This is a genomic window from Listeria immobilis, from assembly GCF_014322765.1.
In the GTDB taxonomy this organism is placed as follows: domain Bacteria; phylum Bacillota; class Bacilli; order Lactobacillales; family Listeriaceae; genus Listeria; species Listeria immobilis.
The window spans coordinates 132,243-156,498 of record NZ_JAASTZ010000001.1; the positions used below are offsets into that span (position 1 = coordinate 132,243).

Consider the following 24,256-nt stretch of genomic DNA (forward strand, 5'->3'; position numbering starts at 1 on the left):
TAGGAGTTTTGTAGACAAATGAATATTTATCGTTATGAAGAAAACCCATTAATTACACCACTAGACGTAAAGCCTATTCATAAAGGATTTGAAGTAATCGGCGCGTTTAATGGAGGAGTTGCTAAATACAACGACGAAGTGCTTTTACTGCTTCGTGTTGCCGAAAAACCAGTTAGTGAAGATCCAGAAGTAGTACTTGCACCTGTTTATAATGTAAAAGAACAAAAATTAGAGTTGGAATCATTTCGTTTAGACGATGAAAATTATGACTTTGAAGATCCGCGAATGATTCGTCATAAAGCAAAATTAGATGGCTTTTCTTATTTGACTTCGCTTTCTTATATTCGAATTGCACGTAGTAAAGATGGGCATCATTTTACATTAGATGAAAAACCATTTTTATATCCATTTAATGAATATCAAACATTCGGAATTGAAGATGCGCGTGTGACACAAATAGGTGATACATATCACGTGAATTTCAGCGCAGTATCTGAGTTTGGTGTAGCAGATGCACTTATTACAACAAAAGACTTTGAAAATTTAACATATCAAGGAAATATTTTTGCACCTGAAAATAAAGATGTGCTTATTTTTCCAGAAAAGATAAATGGGAAATATTATGCACTTCATCGCCCAAGTTTAAAAAGTATTGGTAATTTAGATATTTGGATTGCTTCATCGCCTGATTTACGTAGTTTTGGCGATCACCGTCATTTACTTGGTATTCGACCGGGAGAATATGATAGTGGTCGTGTTGGTGGCGGCTGTGTACCTATTAAAACAGAAGAAGGTTGGCTAATTTTATATCACGGAGCAACAGAAGAAAATCGTTATGTTATGGGAGCAGCACTGCTTGATTTAGATGATCCAACGATTGTGCTAAAACGAACGGCAACACCAATTCTTGAACCAGAAGCAGAATATGAAAAAAATGGTTTTTTTGGAGATGTTGTGTTTGCTTGTGGCGCAATACAAGAAGGCGATATACTGCATATGTATTATGGAGTAGCTGATACATCCATGGCAGGGTGTGATTTGAAAATAAGTGATATTTTACATCAGTTAGAAGTGGAAAATAAATGACTTGGCAAAACTATTTGAAAGATTGGCATAATGCGGATTTATCAGATGAATGGAAAGCCGAATTAAAGCAAGTAGAAACCGAATGGGAGCGATTTGATGGTTACTTATCGTTTGGAACTGGTGGTATGCGTGGCAAGATGGGGATTGGTTCCAAACGAATAAATATTTATACGATTAGAAGGGTAGCAAGAGCTCTTGGTGAATATGTGGTAGTTAATAAAGGAGCGAAAATGGGTGTTGCAATCGCATTTGACTCTAGAAATAATTCGCAACTTTTTGCAATGGAAACCGCAAAAGTGCTTTCCGCTATGGATATTTGTGTTTATCTTTCGGATGCGATTCGCCCCACACCAGCATTATCATTTTGTGTGCGTGAGAAAAAAGCTTTTGCAGGAGTGGTCATTACCGCAAGCCACAATCCCTCCATTTATAATGGGTTTAAAGTCTATGATAAAAATGGCTGTCAAATAACATTAGGCACTGCACAAGAAATAGCTGGATTTCTAAAAAAAATTAAAAATATGTTTACTATTCCGATTCGCGAACTCCCCAATTTATTCGTAACATCATTTGGAAAAGAAATGGATGATTCTTATTTAAATGCCCTAACCTCCGTTGTTTTTCGTCGCGATTTATTAGTGACTCATGGCAAGGAATTAAACATTTGTTATACACCGCTTCATGGTGCTGGGAGAGAACTTGTTATGCGGGGTTTGATTGAAAATGGATTGGACCATGTTTCGATTGTTCCAGAACAAAGGGAGCCAGATGGAAACTTTTCTACTGTAATTTCACCAAACCCAGAAGAACCAAATAGTTTTGAACTTGCTAAAAAATTAGCAAAGAACAGCAAAGCAGATATTATCCTAGCAACAGATCCGGATGCTGACCGGCTTGGAGTGGCTGTTTTAACTAAAAGCGGTGATTACCAAATTTTAACTGGAAATCAATTAGGGGCATTGCTTCTTGATTATATTTTAGCGGCAAAACCGAACATTACATCAGAAGATACTATGATTAATACGATTGTCACTGGTGATTTGGGTGGGGAAATTGCATCTAGTCACGGCATCCGCCACATCCAAACGCTAACAGGCTTTAAATTTATTGGCGAAAAAATAGCAGAGTTGGAACAGGAAGACATACCATTTATTTTTGGCTATGAAGAAAGTTATGGTTATTTAATTGCCCCATTTGTTCGCGATAAAGATGCGATTCAAGCAGCGTTACTTGTTGCAGAAATGGCACTGTATAATAAAAAACAAGGTAGTACATTACTTAGAAAATTAACAAGTTTATATGAAAAATATGGCTATCATAAAGAATTACTGCATACAATTACACTGGAAAACGATACTGGTCAAGCTAAAATGAACCAAGTAATGGAAACGTTACGTAAGCATCCATTGTTTATTCCGGAAATAAGTCAGGTGGAAGATTTCCAATTAAGCAAACGAGTTAATCTTATAAACAATGAAGTAACGCCGATTCATTTGCCAAAAGAAAATGTTTTAAAATTCTATTTAAAAAACAATTCCTGGTTTGCAATTCGTCCATCAGGAACAGAACCAAAATGTAAGATTTATTTTCAAAGCATTGGGGAAACAGAAGCACTTGCTTTAGAAACAATGAATAATTTAAAAAAAGCAGTGTTGGCTTTATGGAATTAATGAATAGCTGGAAATCATATTTACTTGATTTCCGGCTATTTCCAACCAAAAAAGCAGCCAAAAAAACGAAAATTCACCGATAAACGTACATTTGAAAAAGAAAATAGTTTTTTATTCGATAATACAGGGCAAAGATAAGCTTTTAACATTGAAAAGAAATAGTTAGTATGTTATGATGATAGATGGAAGTTTATTAGGTTTTATTTAGCCTAGTGATTAATGAGGGCTTTTTTATTTGATGCGTTAGAACTGCTATAGTGGCAGAGAAAATTTCTGATGCCGTGAATCATTTTGCTTGGTGCGCCCAGGCTTTTCTATTGCAGAAAAATGAAAATGAAAGATAGCAGTTTTCATAAAAACAACTGCAAATGAACAGACAAACAATCGTAATAAGCGTATTGTGATGAATTATAAAAGTAGCTCTCCTACCAAACTTTAAACAGGTAAAGGAGAAATGACATTGACAAAATTTTCGGAGTTCGGACTGGACGAAAAAATTGTAAAATCAGTAAATCGGATGGGGTTTGAAGAAGCAACGCCAATCCAAGAAAAAACAATTCCACTAGGACTAGCAGGTAAAGACTTAATCGGACAAGCACAAACAGGTACTGGTAAAACAGCCGCTTTTGGTCTACCAATGATCCACAAAATTGATCAAAAAAGTAATAGCGTACAAGCTTTAATTATCGCTCCAACACGGGAACTGGCAATCCAAGTTTCAGAAGAGCTTTATAAACTTAGCTATGATAAACATGTACGTGTGCTAGCGGTTTACGGTGGTAGTGATATTAGCCGTCAAATCCGTTCACTTAAGAAAAATCCGCAAATCGTAGTTGGTACGCCAGGACGTATTTTGGATCATATTAACCGTCGCACACTGAAACTAGACAACGTGGAAACACTTGTACTAGATGAAGCAGACGAAATGCTAAACATGGGCTTCATTGATGATATTGAAACTATTTTAAAAGAAGTACCAGCAGAACGTCAAACATTACTATTTTCTGCAACAATGCCTGATCCAATTCGCCGTATTGGTGAACGTTTCATGCACAGCCCAGAACTTATTCGCATTAAAGCAAAAGAAATGACTGCACTATTAATTGAGCAATTCTTCGTAAAAGTGCATGAAAAAGAAAAATTTGACGTATTATCTCGTTTATTAGACGTACAAGCACCAGAACTTGCAATTGTTTTTGGCCGTACAAAACGTCGTGTAGATGAATTATCTCGTGCGCTTGATATGCGTGGTTATGTAGCTGAGGGAATCCACGGCGACTTAACACAAGCAAAACGTATGAGTGTATTACGTAAATTTAAAGAAGGAAAAATTGATGTTCTAGTTGCAACAGATGTAGCAGCACGTGGACTTGATATTTCCGGCGTAACTCACGTATATAACTATGACATTCCTCAAGATCCAGAAAGCTATGTTCACCGTATTGGTCGTACTGGTCGTGCTGGTAAAGAAGGTATGGCAATTACATTTGTACAACCTCGTGAAATGGGTTACCTGCGTATCGTAGAAGAAACTACGAAAAAACGTATGCAACCACTCCAAGCTCCTACTTGGGATGAAGCTTTTGCAGGTCAATTACGAGTAGCAACAGAAAAAATTCAAGAAGCAATTACGGAAGAAAATCTTGCTGATTATAAAACGTTTGCAAATGAATTATTAGAAAAATATGATGCAACAGACATCGCAGCAGCAATGCTTAAAATGTTAGCGAAAGAACCAGATAAAACACCAGTTCATATTACCGAAGAACGTCCATTACCATCTCGTGGTGGCGGTGGCTACAAAGGTAAAAATGGCAAAGGCGGCAAAGGTGGCGGCTATCGCGGTGGAAGCGGTAAAGGCGGAAGCTACCGTGATCGTAACAACAGCGGTAAAGGTCGTCGTAGTGGCGGTGGTTCTGGCTCTGGCAATCGTGATCGTCGTGGAAATGGCGAACAACGTAGCGGTGGCGGAAACAAAGGCAACTACACTCAAAAATCTAAATAAAATCAAAACCGGGCTGTCGATTTATTCGATAGTCCGGTTTTTTGATTATTGCCGTCCATATGACTTATTTGGAATATCCACAAATAATGTAAGACAAATTTTTCTTCGTTATTATTGATGTTAGATAGTTTTTATAATACTCATCCAGCCATTTACATTACAACTCATTTATGAGAAAATAGCATGTTGGCAAATTTTACTGTCACACGTGGTTCATTCATACCATCCCACGTAAAAAAACTAGGAGGAATAATAATGAAAATGAAAATATTAACGGTGAATGCCATTATTGCTGCACTTTATGTAGTGCTCGGTATGGTTGTTGCACCAATTGGTTTTATGGCACTACAGTTTCGTTTGCCAGAAATTTTTAACCATCTGATTGTTTTTAATAAAAAGTATTTTTGGGGAATTATTGTTGGCGTGTTTATTACCAACTTATTCTTTTCTGGCTTAGGTTGGATTGATTTAGTATTTGGTGTAGCGCAATCAGCTATTTCCCTGTTACTAATGATTGGAATTTCTAAATATGTCAAAGGAATTATCCCACGAATGATTATTAACATGATACTTTTCTCAGTAACAATGGCAATTATTGCATGGGAATTAGTAATCGTCTTTGATTTACCATTCTTCCTTACATGGGCAACAACCGCTTTAAGTGAATTTATTGTCATGGGTATTGGTATTCCGCTTATGTATCTTTTAAATAAACGATTGAATTTCAAAAAAATGATTGATTAGAAAACAGCGAGTCTAAGGTCAACTTAGGCTCTTTTATTTTGCCAAAAAATGAATAGTTTCTGAAATTAATTCATACAATTGCTGATTTGTATATTTGCGTTGTTGGGGGCTAATTTCTAAACCTAGATTTAAAATCATCCTCGCCAAATAATTGGGAACAAAATGATTGTCTGAAAAAGTAATTTCCTTTAATAAACAAATTCTGAGGATTTCTCCAGCGATTACATCTAAAAAAATCGATTCAGCCTTGCTCCAAGCGATAATTTGAAATAGCTGTTGTTTTTCTTGAAGTAGCGAGATAATTAATTGTTGGATATTTTGACGGCTTAACGTGATTTGATCGAGTTTTTTTGAGAATTGCTGCATATTTCGTAGTAGTTGCACCTCGATAATCTGAATTATTTCTTCGTGGTGACGGTAAAAAGTTGCTCGTGACACATCGGCTTTGGCACACAACTCTTTTATAGAGATAGATTCAAATGAACGCCCAGTCAGATAATAATTCTCGATAACTGTATAAAATTTCGTTTGTGTTTTTTGGGCTCGCAAATCAATATTTAGTGGTTGATGTACTTTTATTCGTTTATTTATCAATGCCACCTCCAGTTTATGATACATATTTCCCATTATTGTATCGAAATAACACTATTTAAGCAACCCTCATAGGGGTATTATTTAGTTAAGGAGGGATAACATGAAAATCATTACAATTGAAGAACATTTTGAATCAGAAGTTATCACGAACGAAATTAACAAGGTGACAGGAAATTTAATTAGCGGACAAGTAAGCGAAGAAATGTTTGAATATATGCAGAAAGAACTCCCGACGCAAGCGGAAATGCAAGATACAAAAGAACGGCTAAAATTTATGGATAAACACGGTATTGACATGCAAGTACTTTCTTATGGTAATACTTCGCCACAAAATTTGGACCCGAAAGATGCTGTACCACTAGCTAAACAAGCTAACAATGAACTAGCTAAGGTTATAAGTGAAAATCCTGACCGGTTTGCCGGATTTGCGGTTTTACCAGTTGGTTCACCAGTAGAAGCTGCAAATGAACTGAAAAGAGCAGTGGAAGAGTTAGGATTTAAAGGAGCACTTGTCAAAGGAACTTACAATAATAAATATTTAGACGATGCTTTTTTCTTTCCGATTTTTGAAATGGCTGAAAAATTAGATGTACCGATTTATTTTCATCCATCTTTTATTCCAGCAAATGTAGCCGAACAATATTTTACAAGTGATGCTTGGTCAGATGTCGTTACTGGAATATTCTCTTCAGCAGGTTTTGGGTGGCATATGGATGTCGGAATTCAAGTTGTGCGGATGATTGTTTCGGGGATTTTCGATAAGCTTCCTAATTTAAAAATCATCACAGGACATTTGGGCGAAATGGTACCGATGTTTTTAGAGCGAATGGATGATACGATATCACACTGGGCAAAACTGGACCGGAAGATTTCTGATTATTATCGTACCAATATCTATGTAACTCCAAGCGGTTTGTTATACAAAAATGAATGGAAATTTTTATTAAATGAACTAGATGAAGAGCATATTATTTACGCACTAGACTATCCTTTTGTGAAACCTGAAAATGCAGGAACTTTTTTAGACAGTTTGGATTTAAGTGATGCAAACAAAGCAAAAATTGCCTATAAAAATGCTGAAAAACTATTACATTTATAAAAGGTGGAATTTATATGTCATAAACTAAAGATCAGAAGATAGCAACTAAACAAGAACTGGCTGACAATCTTGCTTTAACTAATTTAACAATTGCAGAAATTGCTGCGGACCTAAACACTAGTGAAGCAAAAATCGAGCGTATCTTAAACTTAAAACAAAACTCTTTAAATGATGGCTGGATTTTTCGTAATTACCTGCTTAAAAAAGTGGCAGAAAAAGGCCTCACACCAGTTCCGTTTACAGCAATCGGCGGTGATTACCATGACTACTGGTTTTTAGACAGTAGAATTATAGAGGCTGGAGTAATGAGTAAAGGCAATCGATAATAAAACAGCCATTTTCTTAATCTAATACACTCCCTATAAAGTAGACACTAGTAAAACAAAAATTCTAGTTACTTTACTTTATGAGGAGTGTTTTTATCTGACAATCAATAAAGCTAGTTTTGAATAAAGGCCTTTTAAAAGTGGAGGTTTAATATAGAGCTGAAACAAAAAGAAACATTGTGGAAGAATGGAATGACAAGAGAAAAGCAGCTATATAAATGAAGCAAATTCTCTACTGTCGTTTCCAGGAAAGACTCGATTCCCCTGATTTTCATACTCCGATACCCAATGATAGAGTGTTTTTTCGTGTAATTCTAATTATAATGAAGTTTTATAAGTAATATTAATAAATGGATAATAGGGATGTGAAATAGAAGATTTGTAGTTTTTGAGCGAATAATTATTCAATAATATACAGTGAAAAAGGTATAATAAATGATTTTTTAATAGAAGCACTATCATTTCGTGACCCGTATATGAATATTTTGTGACATATGTATAAGTCATTGTATAAAAAATGCATATATACACAAAATGTGACCATTTCATAAATTATTTTTTTGCAAAATAGTCAAAACGTGTTGAAAAAATGATGATTTCAGAAAAAAAACAGTCGTTCATGACAAGAATCGGACATTTCATTACATTTTTGGTTATACATTAACTTATCGTGTTACGATTAAGCAAGACTACTAGGAAGGAGGAAAAGGATGAAAAAAGGAATTTTTTATGCTATTTTTATTCTTTTAGTAATAATAGCAAGTACATTATTTGCTCTCAACATCATTTCGAGTGTGGGATGGATGGTTAGTGTTTTTTGTTTGGTTATAGTCGCTATTGTATTTACGAGCATGACAAAAAACGAACATAATGGAGGAAAAAATGAATAAACTTTTTACGGGAATTATTGTAGCTACAATTTTAACAGCAACCAGTTTACCGATGGCAGCTGAAGCAAGCACGGAAAGTGATAATAAAGTTATATATACAGACTCTGAAGTAGTAGTTACACAAAATGATACGAAATCATTTGTAGTTAAAGATAAAAAAACTAAAAAAAATATTGAATATGAAATTAATCCAAAAAATAAAACAGCTGAAGTCATTGAAGAAGATGGACAAGTTACAGAAGTTGAATTTAAACAGAAAAAAAGGATGACACTATTGTTACAGATATCGTAGCAGACGATGAAAAAATTGGAACAGTTACTGTTGCAGAAGAAGCTAAGACAAGCCCAAATTTGTTAAAAGCATCATCTAGCAGTTCAATGAAACTTGTAGCAACTAGAAAAATAACTTCGGTTATGAATAATGTCAATAAACTCACTGGAGGTATGGTGTTAATTGCATTAGGATTTGTACCTATCGTTAAGTATGCAGCAGCATTTTCTGCTTATGGATTAGTCCATGAATTTAAAGGGAAAAAAGCTTATATTACAATAAAGCAATATGCTAATAAATGGCAGTATAGGGATGATTTATATATCTACAAAGATAGTAAAAGAACTAAACTATTGAAAAAACAAACAGGAATAGCGAAAAGACATTTTTCCTAATTTTCTACGATAATATGTTAACAAATAGTAATAATTTAACATTCTTATCTAAAAAATGATAAAAAAGATATATTGCAAATAAGAACATACGCTCTTTTTGGTTTTGGGGGTTTTGGCCATGGAAACGATGTTAATTGGGAAAAAGTATTATGAGAGAGTCGCTGAAGACTATTTTAGGCAATGGAATTATTGCGCGAGATACAGAAATAATCTAGATTGAAAGGTTGTAATTTTTATCAATATAACGATGTGCCCCTAAATTTAATGGTCTAACTCCAATAGAAATCAGAGAAAAAACTGCATAAAAGTTCCTTGAAGTTAGGGGCTTAAGCTGTATTGTATTTCTTGCGGCTGCTTGACAGGGAGTGGTCCAATCTAAAGGAACTACTGTTTTTAGTCAAGAATCACGTTTAAGCAGCACAATATCTTCCTTTTGTGTTAGCAATAAATCGACATGATTTTCACCCCATAAGCAAAGTTTATTTAAAATATCTGATAGAGATTCTCCGTATTCACTTAAAGAATAATCGACTTTTGGTGGGATTTGTTCATAGACTTTTCGAATAATAACTCCTGATTTTTCAAGCTCACGCAACTGTTGTGTGAGCATTTTTTGCGTGATGTTTGGAATTAGACGTTTTAATTCACTAGTTCGTTTTTTTCCTTCTCGTAAATGGCAAAGGATGATAGGTTTCCACTTACCGCCAATGACTTCTAAGGTAGCTTCGACGCCGATATTGTATACTTTTGTCATAATGCTTCTCCTTATAGGTACTTTTTAGTATCTATATAACTTTAAAGTACCTTCTTGTTATTTTATACTGCATATAAGATACTTATATCAGATCAAAAGATTTTGCAATTTTAAGGAGGAGAAAAGTGGGAAATAAATCTAGAAAACACAAACATATGTTACAAAAAGAGATTTCGATGGATGATTAGCTGACCATATTTGAATGAAGTTGCTGGAAATAGGCTTTCATTACTTGATTAGGTGATTGAAAATGATGTTTTTGCTTCGCAATATTGTTGTATCGATTTTGGTAACGTTGATTTTTCCGAATGAGTTCTTCGAGTGAACGGAATTTTTGTCTATGGTAAAAGCGTTCTCCATCAATTCGGTGCGAACGTTCTACTATACCATTTTGCCAAGGAGAATAAGGTCTAGTTTTTAGATACGTTATCCCTTTATCAAAAAGGACTTGTTCAAAGCTGGTAAGCCCTGTAGCACCAGGCGTTACTTTGGTGAATTCAGCCCCATTATCCATTTGGATAGCGTGAATTTTGCAGGCTATTTTTTCTTCTAATGTTTGGATAAAGCGTACGGTATTCGTCATGGATTTTTCATCTACAATTTGTAAAATCCGCTTGGAACTGAATGTGTCAATGGCGGTAATCTGGTAATAACTTTTTTGATGGTTTTTCCAGAGGATACACTCTTTAGGGACATATTTAATATCAACTTGTACTAGCTCTCCTGGAAAAGATTTGGTTTGTTTAGGTCCTTGGTCATTTCATTTCCAGGTTCTCTTTTTGGGAGGAGTTGGCTTGGTCAGGTGGCGAATGACTCGTTTCATTCCGCCAAAGCTTCGCTCATAACCACGTTTTACAGTTTGCGCGTATACTTCCGCGTGGCCTTCGAAGCCAAAGCGACGATACATTTTCCGAAGGAGTATTAGTTCCTTTTCTTGATGTTGATTGGGATGATGGTGAGGTTTTCGTGATTGGAAAGCTAAGCTTTGTTTTGTTCCGTCGTATTTAGCTAATTGTCGGTAAATAAACTGGCGGTTGGTTTGATATCTTCTTGCTGCTTTGGTGACGCTATATTTTTGGGTATAGATACACATTTTTTCCCGAACTCGCATTTCTTCTGTTTTACTTGGCATAGAGACATTCCTCCTGTTGATTGTGTTTGGTAGCTTAATTATACATGGGAATGTCTTTTTTTGTGTTTAAGAGTGTAACATATCTATTGTACCCTTACACAACTATTTATTAAATTTATAAAAGCAGACGTCAGAAGATTATTTCTGGCGTTTTTTTTATGTTTTGAAAGTGGTTAAGTTTACAAGCAGTCTGATTTGGGAACTGTAATGATAGATGTTTTAAGGGGGAATGAAACAAATGAAAAAGAAGTGGTTGATTTTTGCACTTATTTTTTTATTAGCTACGATATTTTTTGTACCAAAAGCTGAAGCGGAAACTGATTATGGGAGTAGTTTTTTTACTAAAGTTGCACTGCAAAATCAAAACGGGGAAGATACAACCAATTTCAAAGAGAATAGTAGAGTAAGAGTTGCCTATGATTTTGTTATTACGCAGCCAGTTGTGAGTGGTGAAACAATGACGCTCACTATTCCAGCACAGCTAAAATTAATTAATTTTGGTGGTTTTCCAGTGAATGACGCAGAAGGAAATACGATAGCCAATGCAAAAGTGGAACCGACTACAGGAACAATAACGTTAACTTTTACAGATTATGTTAATACACATACAGATTTAAGTGGCAGCCTATTTTACAATGCTACATTTAATAACCAAAAAATTCAAACAGATCAAGTTAACCAAATTTTATTTCCAGTAAATAATACTACACAACTTTGGGATACTTATATTGGTAAAGTAACTACTGGTGGTGGAACAGGCTCTCCAACAGTTGTTTTTAAACAAGGCCGGATGGACGACAAAGATACTAGTATTTTGCACTGGACTGTTACTTTAAACAATGCCCTTTTACAAGTGGATAATGCAATTTATACAGATACACTTGGCACTGGACAAAATTTGCTTGGTAAAGCGACCGTAAAATATCGGGATGCAAATAAAAAGGTGATTTCAACAACTCAGCAAGAAATTTCACTAGATAGTAATCGGAATTTCCGCTTAACTATTGGAACGCTCGCCAATCAATCGGTGGTCATTACGTATGATAGTAAAATAACCAACAAACAAAAGAGTTATACTAATAAAGCAACCCTCGCAGGAGATAATTTAGAAGCAGTTTCCAGAAATGCCAGTGTGATTGATTATGGAAGCGGTGGACAAGGAGTAGGAACACCGCCGCCACCACAACCACCTGTAAAAGAAGAATCTCCATTTATTCCAGCTGAAAAACAACCAATTGAACGTGTAGTCGAAACAGACTTTGGTCCATTAGAGATAGTAAAAAATTCAGAAGAAAATGGTAAAATAAAAGTCATTTATAAAGTCAAAAGTGGAGATACTTTACCAGGAGTTGCTAAAAAATTTGAAGTAACCGTTGCGGAAATCAAAGACTGGAATAATCTTTCTTCCGATAATTTACAAGTAAATCAAAAATTGCAATTAACGATTGAGAAATCATTACTAACGAGTATTACTACACCAATTACTCCAAAAGTAACCAATGTAACGAAAATTAATAGTGAAGTTAAGACAACGGAGACATTACCACATACAGGAGATACTAGTACTTTACTAACACTTCTAACTGGTTTAGGCTCCGTTTTCTTTGGTATTTTATTTCTACGTAAAAATTAAAAAAATGGCGGCGCTAGTTACATGAGCGTCGCCTTTTTCATTATTATAAAAGATAGCCTTTTTTTCGATGTGTAAAGTTTTCATTGTTAGATTTATGATGGATTTTTTTGGAATCTTTTTCTGGTTTTTCCGGTAGGTTAATCGTGATTGTCTTACTATGGGTATTTTGGTCAGCCGTTTTTGCAGTGATTGTAATTAAATTATTTCCAGGTTCTAAATTTGCTATCACGAATTGATGGTATTTAGTAGGATCAGTAATTTTTTTGTGTAGTTATTAGTTGTGATAGTAATAATCGCCCTTTCTTCTGTTTCAAACATAAATTCAACACGGTTTTTAGTAACTTCGAAATAGGGGTTTTGGATAGAATAAGTTAGAAATAATTCCATTAATTCACTGGAAGTTTGTGATGTGTGTGTTACTGTAGTGGATTCTGTATGCGCTTGGGCTATTTTTGGGAGCCAGCTAAGCGTTACAGACAGAAGCATTACTATAAGTATTAATTGCATCTTTTTCTTCATTATTTTCCCCCCTTAACTATAGTATAAAAAATAAATGTGAATAAAGTATGAATAATGCTCATAAAAAAATATTTATTTAATTTTAAGGAAGTCCTTCCCATTTATTGATTATTAACGTAAGATAAAAAGAAAAAAGGAGTAGAGCAATGGAACTTGAAAATTTAGAAAAAAAACTACCGGAAAAAATTAAAACTGTCTGGCGGCAAACAGAGGGAATTGCTGTCTTTTCCTTTCTGCTTTGTTCGGCTGTAGCAGCTGTGATTTTTTATTATACAGATATTTCACTATGGTGGAGCATGATTGGATTTGGTTTTACTTTGTTGTATGCAATTTTGGTTTATGGGTTTATTATTCCGTTTCGTTTTGCGAGGTGGAGTTATCAAATTAAACCAGATGAAATGGAAATTCAACATGGTATCATTTTTCGAAGTCGAGTATTAATTCCGATGGTACGTATTCAACATGTAGAAACAGGACAAGGACCACTACTTAGAAGACAAAAGCTTGTTTCACTATCGATCACGACAGCGGCAAAAACGCATGTGATAGAAGCGGTAAATGAAGCAGAATCAGATGAACTAAGACATCATATCTTGGAACTTGTGAAGGTGGCGAAAGAAGATGTTTGAAGAAAGGCGCCTTCATCCAATAGCATTAATTAAAGAAATGATTACAAATATCAGGAGAAATATCGTTCCCATTGTAGTTGCATTATTTTCTATTTTTAGAGGGATTGAAAGTACTGGATATTTACCAAGCTGGGCGATTTATTTTATTACCATCCTGGTAGTTTTGCTTATTTTAACACCAGCTGTGTTGAAATATATTACCTACAAATATACTTTAGAAGACCAAGGCATTCGGATTAAGTATGGTTTGATCTTTAGGAAGAATACATATATCCCTTACGAACGCATCCAAACCGTACAAAAGAAACAATGGTTTTTCTTTATTCCATTTAATGTGTGTCAAATTCTAATTGAGACTGCAGGCGGAAATGGAAAAGCAGAAGCCGATTTAGTAGCTGTTCCAGTGAGCGTAGTAGAGGAATTAAATACACTAAGAGATGGCAAAAAACAAGCAATAAAAGAAGCTATTGTGGAAGAAGAACAGGCTACCGAAAAAATAACAGAAGCTCCAGAAAAAACCGTAATGCTTGAAACTAAACAATTAATCTTAATGGCAGTAACTTCTGGTGGGGTATTTGGAACACTATTAATTGTGCTTGCCTTTATGCAACAATTTCGCGAAGTCATTCCCACTGACTGGATGGAATCACAAGCAGAAGAGCTTTGGAAAATGGGTATTATTGTAATGATTATTTTAATTGTTGTGATTTTACTAATTCTATGGGGAATATCAATCGTTATGACACTTTTCAAATATTTCCAATTCAAACTTATGAAATTTTCCGATTCACTAGTTGTCGAAAAAGGACTTTTAGAAAGAAATCATACAACCATCTCACTTGCCCGTATCCAGGGAATTATCATTGTAGAGTCACCACTTCGTCAAATGCTCGGATTAGTAGCTGTGAAAGTGGTTACTGCCGGAAATTCAGGAGATGAAAAGAAATCAGGCGATATTTTACTTTTACCAATCATGAAAAAAGATCTAGCATTCCAAACTTTAAGCGAAATGCTACCAAATTATTTATTTGATACGGAAAAAATGGAACGTGCTCCAAAAGCAAGTTTGCGTCGGTTTTTGCAGATTTACTTGGTTTGGACAGTCATTCCAGCAATCATTGCGAGCATTTTATTTTTCCCGCTCGGACTTATTAGTGTGCTATTGCCGATTTTAGCAGGAATGAAAGCAATCGCAAGTTACCGTGCAACAGGTGTCGCTTCAGATAAACACACTTTAATTGTTCAAGCGCGCCCAGTTATTTCCAAATTAACCTATGTGATGCGAAAAGAGCGAATTCAAGGCTTAAGCATAAGACAGAGTATTTGGATGGAAAAAGGAAGCACACGCCACTTAAATGTTTGGCTAAAATCAGGAAGTGCAAGTGCGGAAGCCTATGTTCGTTATTTAAATAAGGAACAAGCAATCAAGGTATACAACTGGTATAGTCCCGCAAAGACCATTAATAAATAATAATAAGAACATCCTTTGATGAAAAGTAGCTTCTTTTTGCCAAAGGATGTTCTATTATTTTTGTCGTAATTGCGGTAAAATAGAGAGAATAAAGCAAGTTTAGTAGAGAGAGGATTGGTTACGTAGTGAAACATATTGTAATTATCGGAGGCGGCTTATCGGGGCTTGCAGCAGCTTATGAACTACAAAAAACACATCCGAATTATACATGGGAATTAGTAGAAAAAGAAGAGGAGTTAGGCGGGAAATTTGAAACAGTAAAACGAGATGGCTTTTTAATCGAAAAAGGACCAGATTCGTTTTTAGCAAGAAAGCCAGCTGGTGTTGAATTGGTTAGTGAACTAGGATTAGATAACCAATTAATTGCGAATGCGACTGGTCGTTCTTACATTTACCATCAAAATGCACTTCATCCAATTCCAGAAGGCTCTGTGATGGGCATTCCAACGAATAAACAAGCACTACTTGCAAGTACACTTATTTCTGAAGTAGGGAAAGCTCGAGCCTTACAAGAGCCAACCATCCCTGCAAATACAACCAAAGCGGACCAATCGATTGGTGATTTTTTTGAAGTGCGATTTGGAAAAGAATTAGTAAAAACGCTTATAGAGCCACTTTTATCTGGAATTTATGCAGGTGATATTTATAAAATGAGCTTACGTGCTACTTTTCCACAATTTGAAGAAGCGGTTGCAAAGCATGGTAGTTTAATGGATGGTTTGCAGAAGGGACAGCTGAACACGACTGGAACTAAAGCAACGATTGGCGCATTTAGAACACTTTCAGGTGGATTAGCTATGTTGCCAAAAGCCCTTGAACAAGCGCTGCCAAAGAAAAATTTGCACACAAAAAAACAAGCAACACAAATATTGAAAAAGGGTAGTTCCTATGAAATTACTTTTGAAGATGGCGATAAAATGACAGCAGATGGCATAATTATCGCTGCTACTCATGACACTTTAATTGATTTATTAGCAGAAACAACAACTAGTCCTTTTGCGAATCAGCCACTTACAACTCTTGCTACTGTTTCGTTGGCATACGATGAAAGTGATGTGCCGATTTTGCCAGATGGAACGGGGTATTTAGTTGCCAGAACAGCGCCATATAAGACCACTGCTTGTACATGGGTGCAAAAAAAATGGCCACACATGGTCCCTGAAAATAAAATGTTACTGCGAGGTTTTGTTGGTAAAGCAGGAGAATCTTGGTTGGAAGAAGCAAGTGACGAAGCAATTGTTTCGGCAGTTTTAAAAGATTATGCAGAAATGATGGATATTCAGTCTGCCCCGCTTTTTTATGAGGTGAGCCGAATGAAGTCAGCGATGCCACAGTACCTAGTAACGCATCAGCAGCGATTAAAACAACTAAAAGAAAATATAACAACAGATTATCCTGGAATTTATTTTGCGGGAATGAGTTATCAGGGTGTAGGCATTCCTGATTGTATTGCTGGTGCAAGAACTGCTGCAAACAACCTAACAGATTTTTTGAGAGAGGTGTAAGATGATTAAAGGGATTGGGCTAGATATGATTGATTTAGCACGCGTCAAACAAGTTTTAGAAAAAAATCCTCGTTTTATTGAACGGATTTTAACAAAAAAAGAAATTAGTCAATTTGAAAAATATGAAAGTAGTCGTAAAATTGAATTTTTAGCAGGTCGATTTGCTGCCAAAGAGGCATACGCTAAGGCGAACGGAACAGGTTTCGGAAAACATTTAAGCTTTACAGATGTGGAAATTTTGCAAGTAGAAGATGGCAGACCTCATGTGACAATGCCAACCCATTCAGGTGAAACTGTGTTTGTGAGCATTACCCATACTGCGAGATCAGCTGCGGCCCAAGTAATTATTGAAGTATAGAAAGGAATGTGTAGATTATGGTAACAGGCTGGCATCGTCCAACATGGATTGAAGTCGATTGTGCAGCAATACGCGAAAATATTCAAAATGAACAAAAAAGACTTCCAGAAAACGTAGCAGTCTGGGCAGTTGTTAAAGCAAACGCCTATGGTCATGGAATTATCGAAGTGGCAAAAACAGCTAAAGAAGCAGGGGCAAAAGGTTTTTGTGTAGCTATTTTGGATGAGGCACTTGCGTTAAGAGAAGCAGGGTTTAAAGATGATTTTATTTTAGTCCTAGGTGCGACAAGAAAAGAAGATGTAAATCTAGCAGCACGCAATGATATTTCATTAACGATTTTTAGAGAAGACTGGTTAGCAGGTGTGGATCCCGAACTGCCACTAAAAGTTCATTTGAAAATAGATAGTGGAATGGGGCGTTTGGGTATTCGAGAGGCGGAAGAAGCTGCACGAATGGAAGCGGAAATCACTCAGAATACGAACTTGATTTTAGAAGGAGTATATACTCATTTTGCTACAGCGGATCAATTAGAAACTAGTTATTTTGAACAACAATTAGCAAAATTTCATTCTATATTAAGCGGTTTAAAAGCGCGACCAACATATGTCCATACGGCAAATTCAGCGGCTTCTTTATTGCAATCTCAGGTAGGATTTGATGCAATACGTTTTGGCATTTCCATGTATGGTTTAACACCATCCATTGAAGTGAAAACAAGTTTACCTTTTAAATTAAAACCAGCACTCGCACTATATACTGAGATAGTACATGTGAAAGAACTTTCTCCTGGTGATAGCGTGAGTTACGGGGCAACCTATACCGCAACTGAAAAAGAATGGGTGGCAACACTACCAATTGGGTATGCAGATGGGCTTATTCGCCATTATAGTGGATTTCAAGTACTGTTAGCAGGAAAAAAAGTTCCTATAATAGGTCGTGTGTGTATGGATCAAATAATTATAAAACTACCATATAAATTTCAAACTGGTACAAAAGTAACGATAATTGGTACTGATCAAGAAAAAACAGTTACAGCCGATGATGCAGCTGAATATTTAGACACAATTAATTATGAAGTTACTTGTATGTTAACAGAGCGAATCCCTAGAAAATACATCAATTAGAAGGTGTTATTCGTGCTTTTTTTTAGGGAAAAGTTTATAATCTAACATATAAAACTTTATTGCTATATCTAGGGCTTAAGTAAGGTAGTTAGGTCGATATACGATAATCTTAATAAGTAAATACTAAATAACTCTTTTCTTCATGGCTTGATAATGGTACGATATAGTTGTTACTTACAGGTACGAGGCTTTGGGGGTGTGACAGGTGTTAGAGAAAGAAAAGCGGACGATAATATCCGTAGAACTGACACAGGAAATGGTACAGGAACTCGACGTAGTTGTAGAAAAAGAAAAAATGGGGCGGAGTGAAGTTATAATGGAAGCAACGCAACAATTTTTGCAAGAGAAAAGGGCACGTGAATTAAGAGACGAGATGGAACGCGGCTATGCGGAAATGGCAACTATTAATTTTGCTATCGCATGCGAGTGTACCCATGTCGAAGCAGAAGCAGAAGACAGGAATATTAGTATTTTAGGAGGTTAATGGCTAATGGTGAAGCGTGGTGACGTATACTACGCGGACCTTTCCCCCGTGGTCGGAAGCGAGCAAGGGGGAATAAGGCCTGTTCTCATCATTCAAAATGATATTGGTAATAGATTCAGTCCAACAGTGATTGTCGCAGCGATAACCGCAAAGATACAAAAAGCGAAGTTGCCAACACATGTGGAAGCTACTCGTAAAGATGGCTTTGAAAGAGATTCTGTCATTCTTTTAGAACAAATTAGAACAATTGACAAACAACGCCTGACAGATAAGATTACGCATTTGGACGAGGAACTAATGGCCAAGGTAAATCAGGCGCTAGAAGTCAGTCTTGGAGTAGTAGAATTCTAAACAAACCCTAAAAAACATAACATAGAATGATGAATACAGGAAAAAAAGTCCGACGTAGAAGAATACCAAATACATAATGAATTACTTTGTTAACTTGAAAGACATCAGAAACCTACAATCAATGCGGATGATTAATTCCACACTAAAGTTGTTTCTAATGTCTTTTTTTGAAAAGTAGTTGATCAAATCGCAGAAAAAAAGAGAGATTTTAAAGGGGAGAAAGGTTGGAAAATATCCAATGTATAAAGATTTTGCAAACTTCATCCGTGCCAATAAAGCAGACTTATTAAATAATTGGATGAATGAAATGGAGAAACAATCGGACCAATTAATTAACAACATCGCAAATGAACCAATGTATGAAGAAACAAGCAAGGAATTTGTTAATTTGATTGTTTCGAATATAACAGAAAATGGTTCTAAGTTTAATGAAAAATTAGATGATTTTGCAGAGAAAGTAGTACATCTAGGTTGGCCAATCCATTTTGTCACCACAGGCCTTCGTGTTTTCGGGCTTTTAGTATATGCAGCTATGAGAGATGAGGATTTATTTTTAAAAAGAGAAGAAAAACCAGAAGATGACGCCTATTATCGCTTTGAAACATGGCTTTCCTCCATGTATAACAAAGTGGTTACTGCCTACGCGGATACGTGGGAAAAAACAGTTTCTATCCAAAAAAGTGCGTTACAGGAATTATCGGCACCACTTTTGCCAATATTTGAAAAAATTTCTGTAATGCCTCTAATTGGAACGATTGACACAGAAAGAGCTAAGTTAATCATCGAAAACTTACTAATAGGCGTTGTAAAAAATCGGTCAGAAGTGGTATTGATTGATATTACGGGAGTTCCAGTAGTGGACACGATGGTTGCGCATCATATCATTCAGGCTTCGGAAGCAGTTAGACTTGTCGGCTGCCAGGCAATGCTTGTAGGTATTAGACCAGAAATAGCGCAGACTATCGTTAACTTAGGAATTGAATTAGATCAAATAATTACGACCAACACAATGAAAAAAGGCATGGAGCGAGCGCTTGCCTTGACGAACAGAGAGATAGTAGAAAAAGAGGGGTGAATACTGTGGGGATACCAATCTTAAAATTAGGTGAATGTTTATTAATTTCTATCCAAAGTGAACTAGATGATCATACTGCGGTAGAATTCCAAGAAGATTTACTAGCAAAAATCCATGAAACGTCGGCCAGAGGAGTAGTTATTGATATCACTTCGATCGATTTTATTGATTCGTTTATTGCAAAAATTCTTGGAGATGTAGTAAGTATGTCTAAACTTATGGGTGCAAAAGTGGTTGTAACTGGGATACAGCCAGCAGTTGCGATTACATTAATTGAACTCGGAATTACTTTTAGTGGAGTACTTTCGGCGATGGATCTTGAAAGTGGTCTGGAAAAACTTAAACAGGAATTGGGGGAATGAATATGACATTCCAATCCTGTGTGAAGATAATTAATGAATGGGACATTGTGGCTGCAAGGCAACTAGGAAGAAAAATATCCAAAGAAATTGGCTTTGGAACAGTTGACCAAGCTAGGATTACGACAGCCATCAGTGAACTAGCAAGAAATATTTTCCTTTATGCTGGAAAAGGAGAAATCTGTATCGAAAAGGTTAGCGAATCAGGTAAACAAGGTATGATTATTGTTGCCAAAGATAATGGTCCAGGAATTGTTGACCTTAGAAAAGTAATGCAAGATGGCTACACAACATCAGGTGGACTTGGTGCAGGACTTCCAGGAGTGAAGCGTTTAATGGATAGTTTTGATATTGAAACCAGTATTGAAGGAGAATCTAAAGGAACGGTAATTACAACGACGAAATGGGTTCGGTAAGGAGAGCTAGAAAAAATGGAAAAAGCTTTTGAGGGAAAATACCGAGATATTCTTATTCAATATTTAGAACATCAAGATGAAGAAGTACTTTATACTTGTGAAAAATTGTCCCGAGTGGCAATGGAAGAACGTGTTTCACCAGAAGAAATTATTCATTTGCATCGCTCGGTATTGGAACAATATGGTGAAGAGCTACCAGAATTTGTGCGTTTATCATTTGATATATTGTTAGAAATTATGGTTGGCTATGGTTTGGCATATATGGAACATCTGAGCCTGCGAACAGAACAAAAAGAATTACGTAGTGAAATTGCTCAAGCAGAAGATATGCAAAAAACTTTAATGAAGACAGAAGTACCTGAACAAGCTGAACTTGATTTTGGTGTGATTAGTATTGCAGCCAGACAAATGAGTGGAGATTATTATAGTTTTACAGAAGAAGGCGATAATAAAATTGGCATCGCACTTGCAGATGTTATTGGCAAAGGTATTCCAGCTGCCTTTAGTATCTCCATGATTAAATACGCTTTGGCAGGAATGACTGGCGATGATAGAAAACCATCTATTGTACTGGAAACACTAAATCAAGTAGCAGAAGAAAATATTGATGATAACATGTTTATTACGATGTTTTATGGCCTTTATCATGAAGATACACATTTATTTGAATACGGTTCTGCTGGTCATGAACTTGGCTTATATTATCAGCATCAAGAAGGTATATTTTCTGATCTTTATGCCAAAGGGTTACCACTAGGCGTAGATAAAAATACTATTTACCGTCAATTTGATAAAAAGATTGAAGTGGGTGATGCCATTTTTATTATGTCTGATGGTGTAACTGAAACAAGAACTGCGAATGGTTTTATTGAACGTGAAGAATTAACAGAAATAATAGCAACCTATATTAGTTTACCTGCTAAAAAAATGGTACGAGCAATTTACGACCATTTAGTCAAACTGCAAAACTTTGAACTACATGATGACTTTACACTTATTTGCATTAAACGAACAGAGAAATAAAGTAAAACGTATCTCATTTCTCGTTTGTCCACATTAATGTGAGTAATCGTTCATACGCAGAGACGTTTTTATTTTTTCAATGTTTTGTTTTTATTTGTAAGGGTAAACTGCAAAGATACTTAAAATTATGATGGGGTGAAGTGATGAATATTAACATAGAAGTAAAAGAACGAGATGCTAAACACGTAGATATATTTGTTGCTGGAGAAATTGATGCATATACAGCTCCAAAAATTAAAGAAGCACTAGAAATTTATCAAGTACAAGAAGGAATCGTTTTACGCGTGGATTTAACAGAAGTAAGCTACATGGATAGCACTGGTTTAGGTGTTTTTGTAGGAGCATTTAAAAACTTACGCCAACGTCAAAGTGAACTTGTCTTGTTTGGTTTAAGCGACCGGCTTTTCCGATTATTTGAAATTACAGGATTGTCAGATATCATTGAAATCAAAAATGTAGAGGGTGAAATGAATGGCAACAACACATGACAAAATTACATTACAACTTCCTGCCAAGCCTGAATATGTCAGCTTAGGGAGGCTTTCATTATCAGGTATAGCAAGCCGTGCAGGATTTTCCTATGAAGCAATTGAAGATTTGAAAATAGCTGTTAGTGAAGCGATTACTAATTCTGTGAAACATGCATTTAAAGAACAAGAAGACGGTGAAGTCACAGTAGAATATCTTGTATATGAAGATAGACTCGAAGTTCGAGTTTCCGATAGTGGAACCAGCTTTGATTTAGAAAGTCGTAAACAAGAAATTGGTCCCTATGATGTAGGGGAAGATGCGGAAATGTTGCGCATTGGCGGGTTAGGCTTATTTTTAATTGAAACATTAATGGACGATGTGAAACTTTATTATGATGAAGGGGTTTCTGTCGTTATGACCAAATATATTAATGAAAAGCAGGTGGAGGAGAATGCCAAAAGTATCTCAACCTGATAAAGAAGCAAAAGAAAAAGTGTATATTTGGATTGCCGCCTATCAAGAAAACGGTGATCAAGATGCTCAATATAATTTAGTAGTACATTATAAAAATCTAGTAGAATCTATTGCACGAAAATATTCTCAAGGTAAGTCTTTTCACGAAGATTTAGTTCAAGTTGGAAATATTGGTTTACTCGGTGCGATTAGACGCTATGATGCAACATTTGGAAAAAGTTTTGAAGCATTTGCTGTGCCTACAATTGTGGGTGAAATTAAACGCTTTTTACGTGATAAAACATGGAGTGTGCACGTACCGCGTCGTATCAAAGAACTTGGACCCAAAATTAAGAATGCCGTCGAAGAGTTAACACGAGAACTCCAAAATTCACCTCAGATCAGTGATATTGCTGATTTTATCGGTGTGACTGAAGAAGAAGTCTTAGAGGCAATGGAGATGGGCAAAAGTTATCAAGCGCTTTCTGTGGATCATTCGATAGAAGCAGATTCGGATGGAAGTACAATTACATTGCTAGATGTTGTTGGTGGTACTGATGATGGTTTTGAACGTGTGAATCAACGCATGCTTTTAGAGAAAGTTCTCCCTGTTTTAGATGAGCGAGAACAAAAAATATTGCAATATACTTTTATTGAAAATCGCAGTCAAAAAGAAACTGGTGAGCTACTTGATATATCACAAATGCATGTCTCTAGAATTCAGCGTCAAGCGATAAAAAAACTTCGAGAGGCTTTGCAAAATGAGGAAGTGGAGTAAATGCACAACACAGTTGAATCAAATAATTTATTTGCATTTCAACGTTCTAAAGCCTTACAACAATATTGCGGGGATGTTTATTTTACCCATGAAGACGAAACTGGATTTCTTTATGTGCTCTCTGATGGTCTTGGTAGTGGGATAGAAGCTAATAGAGCGGCGAGAGCCACTATTGATGCTATAAAAGAAGATATCCATATTGACTTGACTTTGATGCTTGAAAAGGCTAATCAGGCAGTCTCAGGGCTTCGTGGTGCTGCTATTGCGATTATCAAAGCAGACTACTTAACTAAAACTATTTATTATACTGGTATGGGAAATATTCGGTTTTATATGATTGGTTCAGAGGATAAGCTTGTTTTTCCGCTTTCGGGATCTGGTTTTTTATCAGGAAGAAAGCAGAAGTACCGCTTGCAGACTTATAAATATAAACCTGGAAGTAAGTTTATTCTTCATTCAGATGGGCTTGTTCTTTCTCGGGTTAGAAATAATCTCGAGTCTCAAATGTGTGTGACAAAACTAGGACATCTAATCGAGCAAGCTATTTTAGATATACCTTCCGATGATGTTACTTTTTTGTTAGGTCAGTTTCCAGATTAAGAAAAACATCTTTTGAGCTTGAAAAGGCTTGAAAGATGTTT

The 24,256-nt window shown here is 35.8% G+C and carries 27 protein-coding genes and 3 pseudogenes; 25 read left to right on the forward strand and 5 right to left on the reverse strand.

The genetic code is table 11. From position 1 onward, the window contains the following. The first annotated feature begins 18 nt into the window (after positions 1-18). The 4 genes from HCJ50_RS00610 (at position 19) to HCJ50_RS00625 (ending at position 5,505) form a co-directional block, all read left to right on the forward strand. Positions 19-1,086 carry a BtaManbiosPhlase gene (locus tag HCJ50_RS00610; protein WP_185348504.1) on the forward strand — a complete coding sequence of 356 codons (1,068 nt, stop codon included), beginning with the start codon at positions 19-21 and terminating at the stop codon, positions 1,084-1,086. Then, the gene (locus HCJ50_RS00615; RefSeq protein WP_185348502.1) at positions 1,083-2,756 is read left to right on the forward strand and encodes a phospho-sugar mutase; all 1,674 of its coding nucleotides are present in this window, start codon (positions 1,083-1,085) and stop codon (positions 2,754-2,756) included. Before HCJ50_RS00610 ends, HCJ50_RS00615 begins: the two co-directional genes overlap by 4 nt. A 460-nt stretch (positions 2,757-3,216) precedes the next feature. After that, on the forward strand, positions 3,217-4,761 hold the full coding sequence (gene cshA, locus HCJ50_RS00620) for a degradosome RNA helicase CshA (protein ID WP_185348500.1): 1,545 nt from the start codon (positions 3,217-3,219) through the stop codon (positions 4,759-4,761). Positions 4,762-5,016: 255 nt separating this feature from the next. Next, entirely contained in the window at positions 5,017-5,505 is a 489-nt protein-coding gene (locus HCJ50_RS00625; protein ID WP_185348490.1) for a QueT transporter family protein, read from the forward strand. A gap of 33 nt (positions 5,506-5,538) precedes the next feature. Here HCJ50_RS00625 and HCJ50_RS00630 read toward each other — a convergent pair whose 3' ends face one another. Then, on the reverse strand, positions 5,539-6,096 hold the full coding sequence (locus HCJ50_RS00630; protein WP_311769585.1) for a TetR/AcrR family transcriptional regulator: 558 nt from the start codon (positions 6,094-6,096) through the stop codon (positions 5,539-5,541). Positions 6,097-6,199: 103 nt separating this feature from the next. Between HCJ50_RS00630 and HCJ50_RS00635 the strand changes: the two genes are divergently transcribed. From HCJ50_RS00635 to HCJ50_RS00655, 5 genes and pseudogenes are all read left to right on the forward strand, one after another. Then, entirely contained in the window at positions 6,200-7,198 is a 999-nt protein-coding gene (locus tag HCJ50_RS00635; RefSeq protein WP_185348486.1) for an amidohydrolase family protein, read from the forward strand. 23 nt (positions 7,199-7,221) lie between these two features. Next, positions 7,222-7,524 (forward strand): annotated as a pseudogene (locus HCJ50_RS00640) (DUF2316 family protein); the annotation flags it as partial. Positions 7,525-8,234: 710 nt separating this feature from the next. Then, on the forward strand, positions 8,235-8,414 hold the full coding sequence (locus tag HCJ50_RS00645; RefSeq protein ID WP_111142905.1) for a hypothetical protein: 180 nt from the start codon (positions 8,235-8,237) through the stop codon (positions 8,412-8,414). After that, complete coding sequence (locus HCJ50_RS00650; RefSeq protein WP_185348482.1) at positions 8,407-8,706, forward strand: hypothetical protein; 300 nt, start codon at positions 8,407-8,409, stop codon at positions 8,704-8,706. Before HCJ50_RS00645 ends, HCJ50_RS00650 begins: the two co-directional genes overlap by 8 nt. A gap of 86 nt (positions 8,707-8,792) precedes the next feature. Then, on the forward strand, positions 8,793-9,080 hold the full coding sequence (locus HCJ50_RS00655; RefSeq protein ID WP_185348481.1) for a hypothetical protein: 288 nt from the start codon (positions 8,793-8,795) through the stop codon (positions 9,078-9,080). Positions 9,081-9,477: 397 nt separating this feature from the next. Here the strand turns inward: HCJ50_RS00655 and HCJ50_RS00660 are convergent, their stop codons facing one another. The 3 genes and pseudogenes from HCJ50_RS00660 to HCJ50_RS15630 form a co-directional block, all read right to left on the reverse strand. Continuing rightward, positions 9,478-9,834, reverse strand: coding sequence for a winged helix-turn-helix transcriptional regulator (locus HCJ50_RS00660; RefSeq protein WP_185348478.1), 357 nt, complete (start codon positions 9,832-9,834; stop codon positions 9,478-9,480). 184 nt (positions 9,835-10,018) lie between these two features. After that, positions 10,019-10,549: pseudogene (locus HCJ50_RS15625) on the reverse strand (integrase core domain-containing protein); the annotation flags it as partial. A gap of 45 nt (positions 10,550-10,594) precedes the next feature. Beyond that, positions 10,595-10,966, reverse strand: a complete 372-nt coding sequence (locus HCJ50_RS15630; protein ID WP_221636602.1) for a hypothetical protein — start codon at positions 10,964-10,966, stop codon at positions 10,595-10,597. Between the two features lie 238 nt (positions 10,967-11,204). On the opposite strand from HCJ50_RS15630, the gene HCJ50_RS00670 reads away from it, so the two are divergent. Continuing rightward, positions 11,205-12,599: a collagen binding domain-containing protein gene (locus HCJ50_RS00670; RefSeq protein WP_185348476.1), complete on the forward strand. Its 1,395-nt coding sequence runs from the start codon at positions 11,205-11,207 to the stop codon at positions 12,597-12,599. Between the two features lie 43 nt (positions 12,600-12,642). Here HCJ50_RS00670 and HCJ50_RS00675 read toward each other — a convergent pair. Then, positions 12,643-13,118: pseudogene (locus HCJ50_RS00675) on the reverse strand (hypothetical protein). 146 nt (positions 13,119-13,264) lie between these two features. Between HCJ50_RS00675 and HCJ50_RS00680 the strand changes: the two are divergent. From HCJ50_RS00680 to HCJ50_RS00750, 15 genes are all read left to right on the forward strand, one after another. Beyond that, positions 13,265-13,747, forward strand: a complete 483-nt coding sequence (locus HCJ50_RS00680; RefSeq protein ID WP_185348474.1) for a PH domain-containing protein — start codon at positions 13,265-13,267, stop codon at positions 13,745-13,747. Further along, positions 13,740-15,218, forward strand: a complete 1,479-nt coding sequence (locus HCJ50_RS00685; RefSeq protein WP_185348468.1) for a PH domain-containing protein — start codon at positions 13,740-13,742, stop codon at positions 15,216-15,218. The genes HCJ50_RS00680 and HCJ50_RS00685 overlap by 8 nt, the downstream gene beginning before the upstream one ends. 125 nt (positions 15,219-15,343) lie before the next feature. Beyond that, a complete protein-coding gene (hemG, locus tag HCJ50_RS00690) occupies positions 15,344-16,723 on the forward strand; it encodes a protoporphyrinogen oxidase (protein ID WP_185348459.1) in 1,380 nt (459 codons plus the stop codon). 1 nt (position 16,724) lies between these two features. Then, positions 16,725-17,081 (forward strand): holo-ACP synthase, encoded by a 357-nt coding sequence (acpS, locus tag HCJ50_RS00695; protein WP_185348457.1) that lies wholly within the window; start codon positions 16,725-16,727, stop codon positions 17,079-17,081. A 17-nt stretch (positions 17,082-17,098) separates the two neighbouring features. Beyond that, positions 17,099-18,205, forward strand: coding sequence for an alanine racemase (alr, locus tag HCJ50_RS00700; protein WP_185348455.1), 1,107 nt, complete (start codon positions 17,099-17,101; stop codon positions 18,203-18,205). Between the two features lie 205 nt (positions 18,206-18,410). After that, positions 18,411-18,689: a CopG family ribbon-helix-helix protein gene (locus tag HCJ50_RS00705; protein ID WP_003766128.1), complete on the forward strand. Its 279-nt coding sequence runs from the start codon at positions 18,411-18,413 to the stop codon at positions 18,687-18,689. A gap of 6 nt (positions 18,690-18,695) precedes the next feature. Further along, a complete protein-coding gene (locus tag HCJ50_RS00710; RefSeq protein WP_003761304.1) occupies positions 18,696-19,040 on the forward strand; it encodes a type II toxin-antitoxin system PemK/MazF family toxin in 345 nt (114 codons plus the stop codon). 238 nt (positions 19,041-19,278) lie between these two features. Next, complete coding sequence (locus HCJ50_RS00715; RefSeq protein ID WP_185348453.1) at positions 19,279-20,115, forward strand: RsbT co-antagonist protein RsbRA; 837 nt, start codon at positions 19,279-19,281, stop codon at positions 20,113-20,115. Between the two features lie 5 nt (positions 20,116-20,120). Beyond that, a complete protein-coding gene (locus HCJ50_RS00720) occupies positions 20,121-20,477 on the forward strand; it encodes an STAS domain-containing protein (protein WP_003721457.1) in 357 nt (118 codons plus the stop codon). A 2-nt stretch (positions 20,478-20,479) separates the two neighbouring features. Further along, on the forward strand, positions 20,480-20,890 hold the full coding sequence (locus HCJ50_RS00725; RefSeq protein WP_185348451.1) for an anti-sigma regulatory factor: 411 nt from the start codon (positions 20,480-20,482) through the stop codon (positions 20,888-20,890). Between the two features lie 15 nt (positions 20,891-20,905). Beyond that, positions 20,906-21,913: a PP2C family protein-serine/threonine phosphatase gene (locus HCJ50_RS00730; RefSeq protein ID WP_185348449.1), complete on the forward strand. Its 1,008-nt coding sequence runs from the start codon at positions 20,906-20,908 to the stop codon at positions 21,911-21,913. A gap of 143 nt (positions 21,914-22,056) precedes the next feature. Then, positions 22,057-22,401, forward strand: a complete 345-nt coding sequence (locus HCJ50_RS00735) for an STAS domain-containing protein (protein ID WP_185348447.1) — start codon at positions 22,057-22,059, stop codon at positions 22,399-22,401. Further along, on the forward strand, positions 22,385-22,858 hold the full coding sequence (rsbW, locus tag HCJ50_RS00740) for an anti-sigma B factor RsbW (RefSeq protein WP_185348445.1): 474 nt from the start codon (positions 22,385-22,387) through the stop codon (positions 22,856-22,858). The genes HCJ50_RS00735 and rsbW overlap by 17 nt, the downstream gene beginning before the upstream one ends. Then, positions 22,836-23,615: an RNA polymerase sigma factor SigB gene (gene sigB, locus HCJ50_RS00745; protein ID WP_185348443.1), complete on the forward strand. Its 780-nt coding sequence runs from the start codon at positions 22,836-22,838 to the stop codon at positions 23,613-23,615. The genes rsbW and sigB overlap by 23 nt, the downstream gene beginning before the upstream one ends. Continuing rightward, the gene (locus HCJ50_RS00750) at positions 23,616-24,215 is read left to right on the forward strand and encodes a PP2C family serine/threonine-protein phosphatase (protein ID WP_185348441.1); all 600 of its coding nucleotides are present in this window, start codon (positions 23,616-23,618) and stop codon (positions 24,213-24,215) included. The last annotated feature ends 41 nt before the right edge of the window (positions 24,216-24,256 follow it).